Origin of the sequence: Sphingomonas rhamnosi, from assembly GCF_036663615.1 — a bacterium.
GTDB lineage: Bacteria > Pseudomonadota > Alphaproteobacteria > Sphingomonadales > Sphingomonadaceae > Sphingomonas.
On the sequence record NZ_JAXOJJ010000002.1, the window covers coordinates 15,261 to 30,410 of the forward strand.

13 protein-coding genes are annotated in these 15,150 nt (G+C 65.9%); 6 read left to right on the forward strand and 7 right to left on the reverse strand.

Features of this window, described 5'->3' with window-relative positions:
• Nucleotides 1-86: 86 nt before the first annotated feature.
• Nucleotides 87-482, forward strand: coding sequence for a preprotein translocase subunit SecG (secG, locus tag U1701_RS05105; protein WP_332781470.1), 396 nt, complete (start codon nucleotides 87-89; stop codon nucleotides 480-482).
• Between the two features lie 85 nt (nucleotides 483-567).
• Nucleotides 568-2,202: a CTP synthase gene (pyrG, locus tag U1701_RS05110; protein WP_332781471.1), complete on the forward strand. Its 1,635-nt coding sequence runs from the start codon at nucleotides 568-570 to the stop codon at nucleotides 2,200-2,202.
• A gap of 464 nt (nucleotides 2,203-2,666) precedes the next feature.
• Here the strand turns inward: pyrG and U1701_RS05115 are convergent, their stop codons facing one another.
• A complete protein-coding gene (locus U1701_RS05115) occupies nucleotides 2,667-3,134 on the reverse strand; it encodes an Hsp20 family protein (protein WP_332781472.1) in 468 nt (155 codons plus the stop codon).
• Nucleotides 3,119-3,301, reverse strand: coding sequence for a hypothetical protein (locus U1701_RS05120; protein ID WP_332781473.1), 183 nt, complete (start codon nucleotides 3,299-3,301; stop codon nucleotides 3,119-3,121). The genes U1701_RS05115 and U1701_RS05120 overlap by 16 nt, the downstream gene beginning before the upstream one ends.
• 53 nt (nucleotides 3,302-3,354) lie before the next feature.
• Between U1701_RS05120 and U1701_RS05125 the strand changes: the two genes are divergently transcribed.
• Nucleotides 3,355-5,757 carry a TonB-dependent receptor gene (locus U1701_RS05125; RefSeq protein ID WP_332781474.1) on the forward strand — a complete coding sequence of 801 codons (2,403 nt, stop codon included), beginning with the start codon at nucleotides 3,355-3,357 and terminating at the stop codon, nucleotides 5,755-5,757.
• A gap of 82 nt (nucleotides 5,758-5,839) precedes the next feature.
• Here the strand turns inward: U1701_RS05125 and U1701_RS05130 are convergent, their stop codons facing one another.
• The 4 genes from U1701_RS05130 to U1701_RS05145 all read right to left on the reverse strand — a co-directional run bounded on the left by U1701_RS05130 (nucleotide 5,840) and on the right by U1701_RS05145 (nucleotide 11,377).
• A complete protein-coding gene (locus tag U1701_RS05130) occupies nucleotides 5,840-7,159 on the reverse strand; it encodes an OmpP1/FadL family transporter (RefSeq protein ID WP_332781475.1) in 1,320 nt (439 codons plus the stop codon).
• 46 nt (nucleotides 7,160-7,205) lie between these two features.
• A complete protein-coding gene (locus U1701_RS05135) occupies nucleotides 7,206-7,616 on the reverse strand; it encodes a DUF2147 domain-containing protein (RefSeq protein WP_332781476.1) in 411 nt (136 codons plus the stop codon).
• 306 nt (nucleotides 7,617-7,922) lie between these two features.
• Nucleotides 7,923-10,241, reverse strand: coding sequence for a 3-hydroxyacyl-CoA dehydrogenase/enoyl-CoA hydratase family protein (locus U1701_RS05140; RefSeq protein WP_332781477.1), 2,319 nt, complete (start codon nucleotides 10,239-10,241; stop codon nucleotides 7,923-7,925).
• Nucleotides 10,241-11,377: a thiolase family protein gene (locus U1701_RS05145; protein ID WP_332781478.1), complete on the reverse strand. Its 1,137-nt coding sequence runs from the start codon at nucleotides 11,375-11,377 to the stop codon at nucleotides 10,241-10,243. Before U1701_RS05145 ends, U1701_RS05140 begins: the two co-directional genes overlap by 1 nt.
• Before the next feature lie 149 nt (nucleotides 11,378-11,526).
• On the opposite strand from U1701_RS05145, the gene U1701_RS05150 reads away from it, so the two are divergent.
• Genes U1701_RS05150 through U1701_RS05160 form a run of 3 tightly spaced genes read left to right on the forward strand, consistent with a single transcriptional unit; the run spans nucleotide 11,527 to nucleotide 14,299 of the window.
• On the forward strand, nucleotides 11,527-13,209 hold the full coding sequence (locus tag U1701_RS05150) for a long-chain-fatty-acid--CoA ligase (protein WP_332781479.1): 1,683 nt from the start codon (nucleotides 11,527-11,529) through the stop codon (nucleotides 13,207-13,209).
• Nucleotides 13,206-13,601, forward strand: a complete 396-nt coding sequence (locus U1701_RS05155) for a MerR family transcriptional regulator (RefSeq protein WP_332781480.1) — start codon at nucleotides 13,206-13,208, stop codon at nucleotides 13,599-13,601. Before U1701_RS05150 ends, U1701_RS05155 begins: the two co-directional genes overlap by 4 nt.
• Nucleotides 13,602-13,651: 50 nt before the next feature.
• Complete coding sequence (locus U1701_RS05160) at nucleotides 13,652-14,299, forward strand: UPF0149 family protein (protein ID WP_332781481.1); 648 nt, start codon at nucleotides 13,652-13,654, stop codon at nucleotides 14,297-14,299.
• A gap of 88 nt (nucleotides 14,300-14,387) precedes the next feature.
• Here the strand turns inward: U1701_RS05160 and U1701_RS05165 are convergent, their stop codons facing one another.
• Nucleotides 14,388-15,053 (reverse strand): RBBP9/YdeN family alpha/beta hydrolase, encoded by a 666-nt coding sequence (locus U1701_RS05165; protein WP_332781482.1) that lies wholly within the window; start codon nucleotides 15,051-15,053, stop codon nucleotides 14,388-14,390.
• Nucleotides 15,054-15,150: the final 97 nt, after the last annotated feature.

Consider the following 15,150-nt stretch of genomic DNA (forward strand, 5'->3'; position numbering starts at 1 on the left):
GATTGCCGCAGGTCGCGCCCGGTTGATCGCCGCGGCTGGCTCGCCTATGTGCCGGCCTTCGTAAAAGTTCCGGGGTCTCCTGCGCAATGTTCGCCTTCCTGCTCGTCGTCCACGCGATCATCGCGGCCGCTCTCGTCACGGTGATCCTCATGCAGCGGTCGGAAGGCGGCGGTCTGGGCATGGGGGGCAGTCCTTCAGGCCTGATGTCGGCACGTGGCGCGGCCGATTTCCTGACCCGCGCGACCGGCGTTCTGGCGACGATGTTCGTGCTGTTCTCGATCGCGCTCGCGGTGTTCGCAGCGACCAAGCGGTCGACCACGACGATCGACACCTCGCTGGCCCGCACGCCAGCCGCAGCAGCGACCGGGGTTCCAACCGCGGCACCCACGGGCGATGCCGCACCGTTTGCGGGCGGCGGCGAAAAGCCCGTTGCACCGGGCACCGCGCCTGCCGATAATTCGAGCGTCCCGCTCGCCAACTAAACCCGGCAATCTGTCGCATATTCGCGCGTCCGCGTTTCGCGGACGCTTGTCGTTCGTCCTCAAAACACGCTAGGCATTTCTCCCCATGGCGCGGTTCATTTTCATCACCGGCGGCGTGGTCTCCTCGCTCGGCAAGGGTCTTATGGCAGCGAGCCTCGCGGCTCTGTTGCAGGCACGCGGCTACCGCGTGCGTATCCGCAAGTTCGATCCCTATCTGAACGTCGATCCGGGTACGATGTCGCCGTACCAGCACGGCGAGGTCTATGTGACCGACGACGGCGCGGAGACCGACCTCGATCTCGGGCATTACGAGCGCTTTACCGGCGTGCCTTCGCGCCAGTCGGACAATGTGACGAGCGGGCGGATCTATCAGCAGATCATCGCACGCGAACGTCGCGGCGACTATCTGGGCGCGACCGTACAGGTGATCCCGCACGTCACCGACGCGATCAAGGCGTTCGCCCGTGCGGAAACCGACGATGTCGATTTCGTGCTGTGCGAGATCGGCGGCACCGTCGGCGACATCGAATCGCTGCCGTTCATCGAGGCGATCCGCCAGCTCAAAAACGAGGAAGGCCGCGGCAACGCGATCAGTATCCACGTGACGTTGGTGCCGTACATCGCGGCGGCCGGCGAGCTGAAGACCAAGCCGACCCAGCATTCGGTACGTGAGCTGGCGGCGCTCGGCGTGCAGCCCGACGTGCTGGTGTGCCGCTGCGAACACCCGCTGCCGCCGCAGGAGCGCGCCAAGATCGCGCTGTTCTGCAACGTGCCGGCGAGCGCCGTCATTCCCGCGCTCGATGCCAAGAGCATCTACGCCGTGCCGATGCAGTATCACGCTGAAGGCCTCGATTCGGAGGTGCTGAAGGCGTTCAACATCAAGCCCGAGGGATCGCCGGACCTGTCGCGCTGGATCGAGATCATGGACCGGCTGACCAACCCGCAGGGCGAGGTCACGATCGGCGTGGTCGGCAAATATGTCGGTCTGCAGGATGCCTACAAGTCGCTCAACGAGGCGCTGGTGCATGGCGGGATCGCGAACCGGGTGAAGGTCAACGTCCGGTGGATCGATGCCGAGCTGTTCGAAAATGCCGACAGCGATATCGCCGGCTCGCTCGAGCCGTGCGATGCGATCCTGGTGCCGGGCGCGTTCGGCGAGCGCGGGGCGGAGGGCAAGATCGCATCGGTCAAGTTCGCGCGCGAGCGGAAAATTCCGTATTTCGGGATCTGCTTCGGGATGCAGATGGCGTGTGTCGAGGGCGCGCGCGATACCGCGGCGATTCCCGATGCGTCGTCGACCGAGTTCGGGCCGACCGACCAGCCGGTGGTCGGCATGATCACCGAATGGATGGGTCGTGAGGGCTTGGAGACGCGCGCGGCCGAGGGCGACCTGGGCGGCACGATGCGGCTCGGCGCGTATGATGCGAAGCTCGACGGCAACAGCGTGGTCGCGTCGATCTATGGCGGCACCGAGATTTCGGAACGACATCGCCATCGGTACGAGGTCAACACGCATTACCAGGCGGCGCTGGAGCAGGGCGGGCTAGTGTTTTCGGGGATGTCGCCGGACGGCACGCTGCCCGAGATCGTCGAACGGCCGGATCATCCGTGGTTCGTCGGCGTGCAGTTCCATCCGGAGCTGAAGTCAAAGCCCTTCGATCCGCATCCGCTGTTCGCGAGCTTCATCGGGGCGGCGGTGAAGCAGAGCCGGCTGGTTTGAAGGCAGGTTGGTTCACGTTAAGCCGCGAAGACGCTAAGAGGGTGCGTTTTCCGAGCGCGTAGCGCTCATTCTGCAGCGATGGGCGGCGGGCGGAACCCCGTTCCGTACGCGACACCTTCGTCTTCGCGGCTTTGCGTGAATCACCCTTCTTCGGACCGACGTAGAAGAAGGTTTGTTCGCGCAGAGGCGCAGAGACGCAGAGGGTTTGGCGGCCTGCTCGGCTCTACTGCTCGATGCTGGTGGTTTCGTCTTTTGAGAAGGTCGCTGGCGCGGCGGGAGCCAATCTCTGCCCCTCTGCGCCTCTGCGCGAAACCCTGCTTCTTCTTTCCGTCGCAGGCCGTGTTCCCTTTGCTCCACCGCGTCGATGGGGCCTGTAGGTCAGCCTGTCTGGATCCCCGCCTCCGCGGGGATGACGGAAAAGAGGGCGCCCGAACCTCTCGGTGCGGACGCCCTCGGTGTATCGTTTACGCAGCTTGGTCGATTGCCGCATTGTCCTCGACGGCGGCGAGCGGTGCGCCGGTCTTGATCGCGACGGTCTTGGGCTTCATCGCCTCGGGGACCTCGCGGACCAGGTCGATCACCAGCAGGCCGTCGTTGAGGCGCGCATCCTGCACCAGCACGAAATCGGCCAGTTCGAAGCGGCGCTCGAACGCGCGGTTGGCGATGCCGACATGGAGCAGCTGGCCCTCGGACTGGGCCTCGTCCTTCTTGCCCGCGACGAGCAACAAATTCTGCTGCGCGGTGATCTCGATATCGTCGCGCGTGAAACCGGCCACCGCGAGCGTGATGCGGTAGCGGTCCTCGGCGATGCGCTCGAGGTTGAACGGCGGATAATTGTCGGAGGGCGCGGTGCGCGCGTTGGTCTCCAGCATGTCGAACAGCCGGTCGAAGCCCACGGTCGAGCGGCGGTAAGGAGTCAGGTCGAGTCGCATTTCAAATCCTCCAATGAGCGAGTTGAACACAGGTCGGCGCCCCATCCGGCGACGCCGCCACGCGGCCCCGAAGGCACCGCGCGGCGCAGATTTGGGATGGCCTGAAAGCCGTTCAAGATGCATTTTTTTCGAAGAAGCGAAACTTTTTCGCCCCCAAGCATCGCCATGTTTGATCTCCTAGCGACTCGGGGGAGATTGCGGGACGAACAAGGGGATTTCGATGTCGATCACGCTCGCGCTCATACTCGCCGCTCAGGCTACCACCCCGCCGCCGACGCAGGCCGAACCGGCGCCTTCGGAGACGGGTCGGCTGGGTACCGCGCAACAGGGGGGCGGCGACATCGTCGTCACCGCGCGGCGGCGGGTGGAAACCGTGCAGACCGTGCCGATCGCGATCTCGGTGATCGGCGGGCAGGCGTTGGCCGATACCGGCGCGTACAACGTCAACCGGCTAACGCAGCTGCAGCCTACGCTGCAATTCTATTCGACCAACCCCCGAAACTCGGCGGCCAACATCCGCGGATTGGGCGCGCCGTTCGGACTGACCAACGACGGGATCGAGCAGGGCGTCGGCATCTATGTCGACCAGGTCTATTACAGCCGGATCGCGTCGGCGACGTTCGACTTCACCGATACCGAGCGGATCGAGGTGCTGCGCGGCCCGCAAGGGACGCTGTACGGCAAGAACACCACGGCGGGGGCGATCAACATCTACACGCGTGCGCCCAGCTTCACGCCTGAAGCGCGGATGGAGTTGACGACGGGCAATCTGGAGTTCGTCCAGGCCAAGGCGTCGGTGTCGGGGCCGCTGGTCGACGATAAACTGGCGTTGCGACTATCGGCGTCGATCACGCGCCGCGACGGGACGATCCACAATGTCGTTACGGGCAAGAATCTGAATGCGCAGGATAACCAGAGTTTGCGTGGACAGCTGTTATGGCGGCCCACGGCGAACCTCGACCTGACCCTGTCGGGCGATTTCAACAACCAGAACCCAGATTGCTGCGTGCAGTATTACGTCCGCACCGGCGCCACGCAGCGGCCGCTCAACCGCCAATATGCGGCGCTGGCGGCGGCGCAGGGCTATGCGGTGCCATCGACCGACGCGTTCGACAGGGTAACCGACGTCGACACGCCGCTTCAGGCGAAGCAGCGGCTGGGTGGGGTATCGCTGGTCGGCAATCTGGATCTGGGCGCGGCGACGATCACCTCGGTCAGCGCGTGGCGGTTCTGGGACTGGAAACCGTCGAACGACCGCGACTTCATCGGCCTGCCGGTGACGACGGTGTCGGCCAACCCGTCGCAGCAGGAACAATTCAGCCAGGAGCTGCGGGTTGCGTCGAACGGCACCCGCAAGCTCGATTATGTGCTCGGCGCGTTCTATTTCTACCAGACCATCGATACCCAGGGGCTGCAGGTCCAGGGCAACGCGGCGAGCGCCTTTCTGCTGAATCCGACCAGCGCGAGCGGACGCAACCCCGCGACGCTCGACGGGCTGACGTCGCGCAACACCATCGGGTTCAAGAACACCAGTGCCGCGCTGTTCGGCAAGCTAACCTGGCAGGTCACCGACCGGTTCCAGATCGCACCCGGGCTTCGGCTCAACTATGACAAGAAAGACGGCGACTATGTCTCGGTGGTGACCAACGGTACCGGGACCGCGCTGACCGCCGACCAGCGCGGCGTGCTGGCGCCGCAAAGCTATCAGCCGAAATTCGACAGCTGGAACCTCTCCGGCGATCTGACCGCGGCGTATGAGGTGGCCGACGACATCCACGCCTATGCGACCTATGCGCGCAGCTACAAGTCGGGCGGGATCAATCTGGCCGGGCTGCCGCTGGACGCAGCCAACACCCCGATCCTGTCCTCCGCGACGGTCGAGCCGGAGACGGTCAACCATTACGAACTGGGGCTGAAGACCCAGTTTCTCGACCGCCGCGTAACTCTCAACCTAGCCGCCTTCTGGACCGAGATCAGCGATTACCAAGCGACCGTGACCAACGGCCAGCTCGGCGTGCTGCGTGGCTATCTGGCGAATGCGGGCAAGGTGCGGACGCGCGGGATCGAGTTCGACTCCGCGTTTCGACCGACGGCGCGGTTCAGCCTCTATGCCAACGGCGCCTATACCGATGCGAAATACGTCAAATTCGTCGATGCGCCATGCCCGCCGGAATTGTCGGGCGGTACCACCGCGACCGCCGGGCAGGCGGCCAGCGCGCCGGGCACGCCGGGCGGTATCAGCCCGCAGAACTGCGACATTTCGGGGCAGCGCCTGCCGGGGGTGTCGAAATGGGCGTTCTCGTACGGCGCGCAATATGATCTTCCCGCCAAGATCGGCGATCTCGAAGGGAGTTTCTATCTGGGTTATGACGGCAGTTATCGATCGAGCTTCTCGTCGAACCCCTCGCCGTCGGCCTATACCAACGTGCGCGGCTACATGCTCGGCAATGTCCGGTTGGGCTTCAAGGCGACCGACGGGCTGAACGTGTTCGGCTGGGTGCGCAATGCGTTCGATCGCAAGTATTTCGAACTGCTGGCGTTGCAGTCCGGCAGCACCGGCCTGGTGGTGGGCCAGCCGGGCGATCCGCGGACTTACGGACTGACCGTATCGCGGTCGTTCTGAGACCGCGCGACGCAGGCTATGTTGTTCAAGATCCAGTGCCACGGCTGCGTGGCACTGGATCTCTCTGTCGACGGTAGATCGATCAGAAGGTCAGGCGACCGCCCAGCGAGACTTCGAGCGCATGCGCGTTCTTGAGGAAGCCGTTGGTGATGATGTTGGTCTGCGCGAGCGTGCCGGCATAGGCCGCGGTGACGCGGTCGACCGTCGCGTTGGAGAAGTCGATATAGTTCGCACCGGCATCGAGCGCGATGTGCGGGGTCAGCTGATAGCTGCCGCCCGCCGCATAGGTCCAACGGTTCGCATCTGGCACGCGCGCGTCGCGCAGGCCGTCCTGGGTCGGCGTCTTGGCACGCTGGATGCCCGCGCGGATCGTCGCCTTCGGGGTGACGTCATAGTCGAACCCGCCCGCCAGGCTCCAGCTGTCGCGATACATTTCGGGGATCGCCGTGTTCAGCGGTGCGCCGAGATCGATCGTGTCGAACTTGCTCCAGTTGTACGCGACGACCTGTGCGTTGAGCGTCAGCTTGTCGGTGCCGCGGAAACGACCAGCTACGATCACCTGACCCGGCGTGTTGAAGCTCGCTTTGACGTTGTCGAGCGCGACGTTCGAACCGGCGAGCGGTCCGACCAGGCCCGTGATGTTCAGGCTGCCCTTGAGATTGTGGCGGATGCTCGACTTGTAGCTGATGCCGACGGTCGCGAAATCGTTGTGCAACTGCACGCCCGCGGTCCAGCCGAGATCCCAGCCGTCGCCCTTCAGCTCCTGGAAGCCGTCCGGCAGCGCCGCGGACACATTAGGCAGCGCGTTGTTGAGGGTCGCATCGGTGTATTCCACGTTCAGCGCGCCGCCGACCCGCAGCCAGTCGGTCACGGCGATGCCGATCGAGGGCTGGATGTCGATCGTGCGCAGGCGCGTCTTGTCGGCGCTGTAGCGCGCCCAGCTGTTCGCTTCGTAGTTGGTGGTGAAGCTGAACGGCGAGGTCACCGCGACGCCGATCGCGATACGGTCGGTCAGCGGATAGGCGACCGAACCGGAGGGCACGACGCCGTTGTTGATCGGATCGCTGGAAATGCTGTTGCCGCCGACGGGACGATAGGTGACCGGCGTCGCCGAGAAGGTCGGGCGGCCGATGACGGTGCCGTTGTCGATCACGTCGCCCTTCGGGCGGATCGCGGTCGCAGCGATCGCGGCGCTGCCGTCGCGGATGCCGGCGATTGCGGCGGGGTTCCACCAGAGCGATGCGGAGCCGGTGTCGGCGCCTTCGCCCGAATAGGCACGGCCGGCACCGCGGGCCGACTGCGCCTGCAGGTAGAAGGCGTTGGCATAGGCTGCGCTCTCGAAGCCGAAGGCCGAGACGAGTGCGGTGACGGCCAGAAGCGGGGCCTTGGTACGAAGCAACATATGGGGAGTCCTAGTCGGGAGTTGGCATCAGAATAATGGGTGCGTTTTAGCGGACGCGGGTCCAGGTCTGGGTCTTGCAGAGCGGGAAGAACACGCAGCCGCGCAGCTTCAGCTGGTTGGTGCCGAGCGGGGTGATCTTGCCGCTATAGGTCTTGCCGTCCTCGGCATTGTAGACCTGGCCGCTGCCCCACACACCGCCGCCCTCGGGCTTGAATCCGGAGAGCATCTGCATGCCCTGGATCGGGCGGCTGCGCAGTGCGACGTTGCTGTTCTTGGCGTCCTTCATCGACGGGTTCGCCCGGATCGCGTCGGAGGTGAGGATCTTGCCGCAGATCGACGAGCCGCAGCGGGCAATCTCGACGATGGCGTTGTGGGTTTCGGTCTTCCAGCGGCCGATGACGGTATCCGCGGTCGCGGGAGCGCCGGCGAGCAGGGCGGCAGCGATGATCAGCGACATCTTAGTTCCTCTCCAATACCCGCGGGGGCACGGGTCGTGTTCACGACGATCGTGGCGGCGCCGCACATGTACGGTCGCCGGAATAAGGTGGGTCAGCGCCGTAAAGGCTAGCCTGTTGCCGTATACGGCAATTGGTTCCCGCCTAGTTTCGTAAGCGGGCAAGTCAAGCACTCTTACCCAATTCAGGGTGAAAAAGCGTTCATGTAAGGGGGTTGGAGCGCGGCCGTTCTCCCGCGAAAGCGGGAGTCCAGGGTCACGCGCGGTACCGCCCGTGGCTCCTGGACCCTCCCCTTCGCGGGGGACCATTCAGTTGCGCAGCGGCTTGCCGGTCTGGAGCATGTGGACGATGCGAGCCTGGGTGCGCTGGTCCTTAACGCTGGCCATGAACGCGGCGCGTTCGAGGACGAGGAGTTCGTCCTCGGTCACGGTGTCGACGAGGTCGGCCTCGCCGCCGGTCAAAACTTCGCCCAGACGATCGGCGACGACGATGTCGTACTCGGTCGCCATGCCCTTCTTGTGGAAGTCTGACACCGCCATTTCGAGCCCGGTGCGGCCGCTGGCGCCCGCCATGCGGAAGGTCGGCTTTTCGGGGGCGGCATAGTTCTCGACCAGCGACAGCGCCTTTGCCTTGGCGTCGGCGAGCAGGCGGTCGCGGTTCATCGTGATGCCGTCGTCCTTGCGCAGGATCATCATCTCGCGCGCTTCCGCCGCCGACTTGGCGACCTGCGCGGTCGAGATCATCTGGAAGACCTTCGACAGCACCGGCATCGGCCCGTTGGGCAGCGTGCCCGATTTGGTCCAGCGGTCCATCATCTCGCCATTGCCGCCCCAGCCCGGGATCAGCCCGACGCCGCATTCGACGAGGCCCGTATAGGTCTCGGCATGCGCCTGGATCGCGTCGGAATGCAGCAGGACCTCGCAGCCGCCGCCGAGCGCAAGGCCCGCCGGCGCGCTGACGACGGGGAAGGGGGCGTATTTGAGCGCCTTGTACGCCGCCTGGCCCTTCGCGACGGTCGCCTCGACCATGTCCCACAGCCCTGCGCCGACCGCGAACATCGCGGCGCCCAGGTTCGCGCCTGCCGAGAAGTTGCTGGCTTCGTTATACACGACCAGCGCCTTGAAGCGGTCCTGCACGACCGGGATCGCTTCCTCGATCAGCGCGATGACCTGATCGTCGAGCGCGTTCATCTTGGTGTGGAACTCGAGCGCGGCCACGCCGTCGCCGACATCCCACAACGATGCCGACGCGTTGGTCAGGACCGGCTGCGAGCGCAGCTTGATGTCCTCGAGCAGTTCGACGCCTTCGCCACGCGGCACGTCGGCATAGTCGCCAGCGGTCGTCAGATACTGCCGCTTGCCGTCCTCGACGCGGTAGAAGGGCCGATCGCCCGCGGTGGTCAGGATCGCCGGCACGTCGCGGCCTTCGGCGGCGAGGCGCTGGGCGAGCAGCCCCGGACCCATCCGGTCGATCAGCTCGAACGGACCGTATTTCCAGTTGTAGCCGAGCTTCATCGCGTCATCGATGCCGATGATATCGTCCGCCGCTTCGCCGACCAGCATCGCCGCATAGGACAGCACGCTGCCCAGGATCGTCCAGGCGTAGGTGCCGATCTTGCCGGGCTCGGCGATCAGCGCGGCGAGGTCCTTGCCGGTCTTGCCCGGCAGGTCGGCGGGCTTCGCCTCGGGCCGGTATTCCCCGGTCACGAGATCGAGCGACAGCTTGGTGCGCGTCGCCTTGTCGAAGCGGTAGAAACCGCCTTTGCCCTTGCGGCCGGTAAAGCCCTCCGCGATCATCTTGTCGACCAGCGCCATGTCGCGCACCGTGTCGAAATAGGGATCGCCTGCGGGCAGCGTCGACGACAGGCTCTTGGTGAGGAGCGGCATCAGGTCGACGCCGACCAAATCGACGAGCCCGAAGATGCCGGTCTTGGGCACGCCCATCGGGCGGCCGCCGATCTGATCGGCTTCCTCGACGGTCAGGCCCTGGTCCATCGCCGCGTTGATCGCGACCGCCAGCCAATAGGTGCCGATGCGGTTGGCGATGAAGCCCGGCGTGTCCTTCGCGCGGACGATGCGCTTGCCCATGAAGCGATCGACGAAATTTTCGACCTTCTCGGCGACCGCGACGTCGGTGTGGTCACCGCGGACGATCTCGACCAGCCGCATGTAGCGCGGCGGGTTGAAGAAGTGGGTGATCAGGAAGTCGGCCTTGAACTGGTCGGTGCGGCCTTCGACGAGATTCCCGAGCGGAATCGTCGAGGTGTTCGACGACACCGCGGTGCCGGGACGCTTAAGCGCCTCCAGCTTGGCGTAGAGCGACTGCTTGATGTCGAGCCGCTCGACGATCGCCTCGACGATCCAGTCGCACTCGGCGACCCGGGCCAGATGATCGTCGATGTTGCCCGTCTCGACCAGTTTTGCCGCGCGCTTCGACATGAAGGGGGCGGGATCGGTCTTGAGCATCTTCGCGACCGCGCCCTTGGCCACCGCGTCACGGTCGTCACCCTCGCGGGGTACGATGTCGAGCAGCAGTACCGGGATACCGGCGTTGGCGACCTGCGCCGCGATGCCGGCGCCCATCACGCCCGCGCCGATGACGCAGACTTTCTTTACAGCGTTGTCCATCATGCGCGCTCCAGCACCGTTGCGATGCCCTGACCGCCACCGATGCACTGGGTGGCGAGCGCGTAGCGGCCGCCTTCGCGGGCGAGCAGCGCCGCGGCCTTGCCGACGATCCGCGCGCCGGTCGCGCCGAGCGGGTGACCGATGGCGATCGCGCCGCCGTCGAGGTTGATCGTCTCGTCCTTCAGGCCCAGGTCGCGGATGCAGGCGATCGCCTGGCTGGCGAACGCTTCGTTGATCTCGACCACGTCGAGGTCGGCGACGGTGATCCCGGCGCGCTCCAAGGCCTTTTGCGAGGCGTAGATTGGCCCGAGGCCCATCGTCGACGGCTCGTTGCCCGACACCGCGACCGACTTGATGCGGGCGAGGATGGTCAGGCCGTGCTTGGTCGCGAACTCTTCCGAGGTGACGAGGACGGCGGACGCGCCATCGGTCAGCGGCGACGAAGTGCCTGCGGTGACCGAACCGTCGGCGCTGAACGCGGGCTTGAGGCCGGCGAGCGCTTCGGTGGTGGTGCCGGCGCGGATCGTGCCGTCCTGGCTGACCGGGCCCGCCTTGGTCTGGATCGTCACGATCTCGTCGGACAGCCGGCCATCGGCGCGTGCCGCGGCGGCCTTGTCCTGGCTCTTCACCGCGAAGGCATCCTGCTCGGCACGGGTGATCTGGTAATCCCGGGCGACGTTCTCGGCGGTCTCGCCCATGCCCATATAGGCGCCGGCATTGATCTTGAAGAGATCGGGGTTGGGGAGGGGGTTGTACCCGCCCATCGGGACGCGGCTCATCGATTCGAGGCCCGCGCAGATGAACGCGTCGCCCGCACCGATGTTGATCTGGCCGACCGCGATATGGATCGCGCTCATCGACGACCCGCAGAAGCGGTTGACCGTCATGCCGCCGACTGACAGCGGCAGGTCCGCCAGCAGCCCGATCATACGCGCGACGTTAAGGCCCTGCTCGCCCTCGGGGAAGGCGCAGCCGAGGATAATGTCCTCGATTTCCGAAGGATCGACGCCGGTCTTGTCGAGCAGGCCGCGGATCGTCTGCGCGGCGAGGTCGTCGGGACGCACGCGGGCGAGTTCGCCCTTGCCTGCGAGGTGGAACGGCGAGCGGGCATAGCCTGCGATGACGACGTTGGTCATGGGAATCCTCTCCATTTCGATCGCCCGAACCACGCCGTCGGCGGGTCAGGCCCTTGCGGGGTGCCCTAAAGGTGCGATACCTGACCTATACGTCAAGGTGGCGCCGCTCACAATATGAGTCGGACGACACCGATTGCGAGAGGAACGCCATGCAGGATTTCAGGTTCAGCGCGACGGGTGCGCCGATGGCGCCGACGCCGCGATTGCTGGGTGATATGCTCGATCAGTCGGTCGCGCGGTTCGGTGGGCGGACCGTCCTCGATTTCCTCGGGCGGCGGATGACCTACGCCGAACTGGGCGCCGCGGTCACGAAGGCCGCTAGGGGACTGCAGGATCTGGGTGTCATCAAGGGGACGCGGGTGGCGCTGTGTCTGCCCAACACGCCCTATTATCCGATCCTGTTCTTCGCGACGCTGAAGGCAGGCGGGATCGTCGTCAACGTCAACCCGCTCTACGTCGAGCGCGAGTTGACGCATCTCATCAAGGATTCGGGCGCGGAAATCATCGCGACCTGCGACATCACGGAAATTCATGCGCGCGTGCTGAAGGTCGCGGGCGAGATGGGGGTGCGGCATGTCATCACCTGTCCGGTCGCTGGCGCGCTGCCACCGCTCAAGAGCATCGCGTATCGCGTGTTCAAACGTGCGGAGATCGGGCACGCGCCGTCGGACGCCCGGCATCTGACGTTCGACAGGTTGCTGTCCGCCAAGGGCGCGCCGACGCCCGTGGCCGTCACGCCGGACGAGGTCGCGGTGCTGCAATATACCGGCGGCACGACGGGCGAGCCCAAGGCGGCGATGCTGAGCCACGCCAATCTCGTCTCCAATGCCGATGCGATGGTCGTGTTCGTCGGCGGCGAGCGGCCCGAGCAGGACCGGGTGATGGGCGCGCTGCCGCTGTTCCACGTCTTCGCGCTGACGACGGTGCTGACCTATTCGATACGCACCGGCGCGGAGATGATCCTGATGCCGCGCTTCGAGCTGAAGCAGCTGCTGAAGATCATCGCGCGGGCCAAGCCTAGCTATTTCCCCGCGGTGCCGACCATCTATGCCGCGATCACGAACGCCGCCAAGACACAGAAGGTCGACCTGTCCTCTATCCGCGCGTGCATATCGGGCGGCGCGCCGTTGCCCGCCGAGGTCCGCCACGCGTTCGAAGCGGCGACCGGCGCCTTGGTCGTCGAGGGCTATGGCTTGTCCGAAGCGTCCCCGATCATCACCTGCAGCCCGTTCGACGGCAGCGGCAAGGCGGGGTCGGCGGGGGTACCTTTCCCGGGAACGACCATCGAGATCCGGGACCGCGAGGATCCGACCAAGCTGATGCCGATCGGCGAGAATGGCGAGATCTGCGCGCGGGGCCCGCAGGTGACGCAGGGCTATTGGAACAAGCCCGCCGCCACCCGCGACCTGTTCGTCGACGGCGCGCTGCGCACCGGCGATGTCGGGCATCTCGACGAGGACGGCTATCTGTTCATCGTCGACCGGATCAAGGACCTGATCCTGTGCGGCGGGTATAACGTCTATCCGCGCGTGATCGAGGATGCGCTGTACGAACATTCCGCAGTCGCCGAGGCGATCGTGATCGGCGTTCCCGACGCCTATCGCGGGCAGGCGCCCAAGGCGTTCGTGACGCTGGTGCCGGGGTCGGCCGCCACCCCGGCCGAGCTGCGCGACTTCCTGCGCGACAAGATCAGCAAGATCGAGCTTCCCCGCGAGGTCGAAATCCGCGACACCTTGCCCAAGACGCTGATCGGCAAGTTGTCGAAGAAGGAGCTGGTCGCCGAGGAAGCAGCAAAGGCTGCGGCGGGGGCGTCGGGAGGAGAGCAGGATTGAACGATCGGCAGGACGACCTGACGGGTATCCAGGACGTCGCACGCACGCTGGGCGTCAGCGCCCGTACGTTGCGCTTCTATGAAGACAAGGGGCTGATCGAGCCCTGCCGGATCGGCACGACGCGGATCTACACGCGGCGCGACGTCGCACGGATGCAGCTGATCCTGCGTGGCAAGCGCCTGGGGTTCAGCTTGCGCGATATCGAGGAGTTCCTCGGACTCTACGACAGCGATCCGCAGCATGTGGAGCAGATGCGCGCGCTCGCCGAACGCTGCCGCCAGCGGATCGACGACCTGGCGCAGCAGCAGACTGCGATCGCCCAGACGCTGGCCGAGCTCGAGAAGATCGAGGGCGAGGCGCTGCAGCGGGTCGCCGAGGCCCGGGTAGGTTAACGGCCGCACGGAGACTTGGCGGCTCTGTCCGCCTGCTCTAGCGGCGTGGCATGATGACCATCCCCTCCCGACTGCGCCGGCTCGAAGACGCGCTGTTCGCGTTGCCCGACGATTGCATGCTGCTGAGCGACGTCGACGGCTATCTGACCGCGCTGCTGTTGTGCCCGGAGCCGATGGCGCCGGAGGAGTGGCTGCCGGTGATCTGGGGTGGCGCGGACGCGGAGCCGCCGTTCGACGATCCGCTCGACGTCCAGGACTTTAGGGCGATGCTGGTGGCGCGGCATGCCGAGATCGCGCGCGACCTGGGCCGTGGCAAGTTCCGCCCGTTCTTCGAGGTCGATGCGCGGAACGGCGAGGTGCTGTGGGAGCCGTGGATCGCCGGATTCGCGACGGCGATGGACTTGCGCACCGAGAGCTGGGCGCTGATCGATGGCCTCGCGGGGGAAGCGCTCGCCTCCCTGCGGACTCTGGTCGAGATTGCCGACGACACCACTGAGTTGATGAGCAGCGAGGTCAACGCCATTTGCGACGGGGCGGCGGCGCGAATCGCAGGGTACGTCGCGGTGGTGCAGACCTGGCGGGCTGCGCACGGCGCGCCGATGCGCGAGCCGCCGGCGGCGGCGCCAAAGATCGGGCGTAATGACCCGTGCCCGTGCGGGTCGGGGAAGAAGTACAAGAAGTGCTGCGGCGCGACCTGACCGCGGTCGTTTCAACCGACGGATCACCGCCGCGCAGACGAGAGCCCGGAACTACAGGCCAGCCGGGTTCCCGCCGGCCCAGCAACGCTTAGCCCAGATAGTGCGCCTGTGCGGCATCGGTTGCGTTGACCGCCAGAATCGACCGCGCGTCACTCGGGCTCAAGGGTTTCCCGGTTGCCCCGCTCGCCGCTATCACGCGGCCGAGCAACTCCTGCCCCTCATCCCACCAGCCGATCCCGCTCGCCGCATTGAGGTGCCCCTGCGGACCCGCTTCGACGAAATGGCTGCCCCAATCGACCGCGAGGCTGCGCGCGCGGGCGGGCGTGATCCAGGGATCGTCACTGCTGGCGACGACGATCGACGGGAACGGCAGCTGCGTTCTGGGACTGGGCGCGAAGCTCTGCAGTTCGGCCTGCGCGCCGGCACGGTCGACGTCCGGCGGCGCCACCAGCAGTGCGCCAGCGACCGGCCACCCATAGGGCTGCGGCGACAGTTCGGCCCACCACGCCACCGCAAGGCAGCCGAGGCTGTGTGCGGCGAGGATCACCGGTGCTTCCGCGCGGCGGATCGCCTCATCCAGGCGCGTGACCCAGGCATTGCGGTGCGGCGTGTTCCACATGCCGAGTTCGACGCGCACCGTGTCGGGGCGCGCCTCTTCCCACAGCGACTGCCAATGTGATGGGCCCGATCCGCCGAGCCCGGGCACGGTCAGGATCGTCGGCTGAACGGCATCATAGGGTGCGAAGCTACACACAGCGCTTCTCCGTTTCCTGAGACCCCTCACAAGACCGAACATAATCCCACTTATTCGGTAGGCAATCGATTTGCGATCGAAGGAAGGGGCCTTGCGG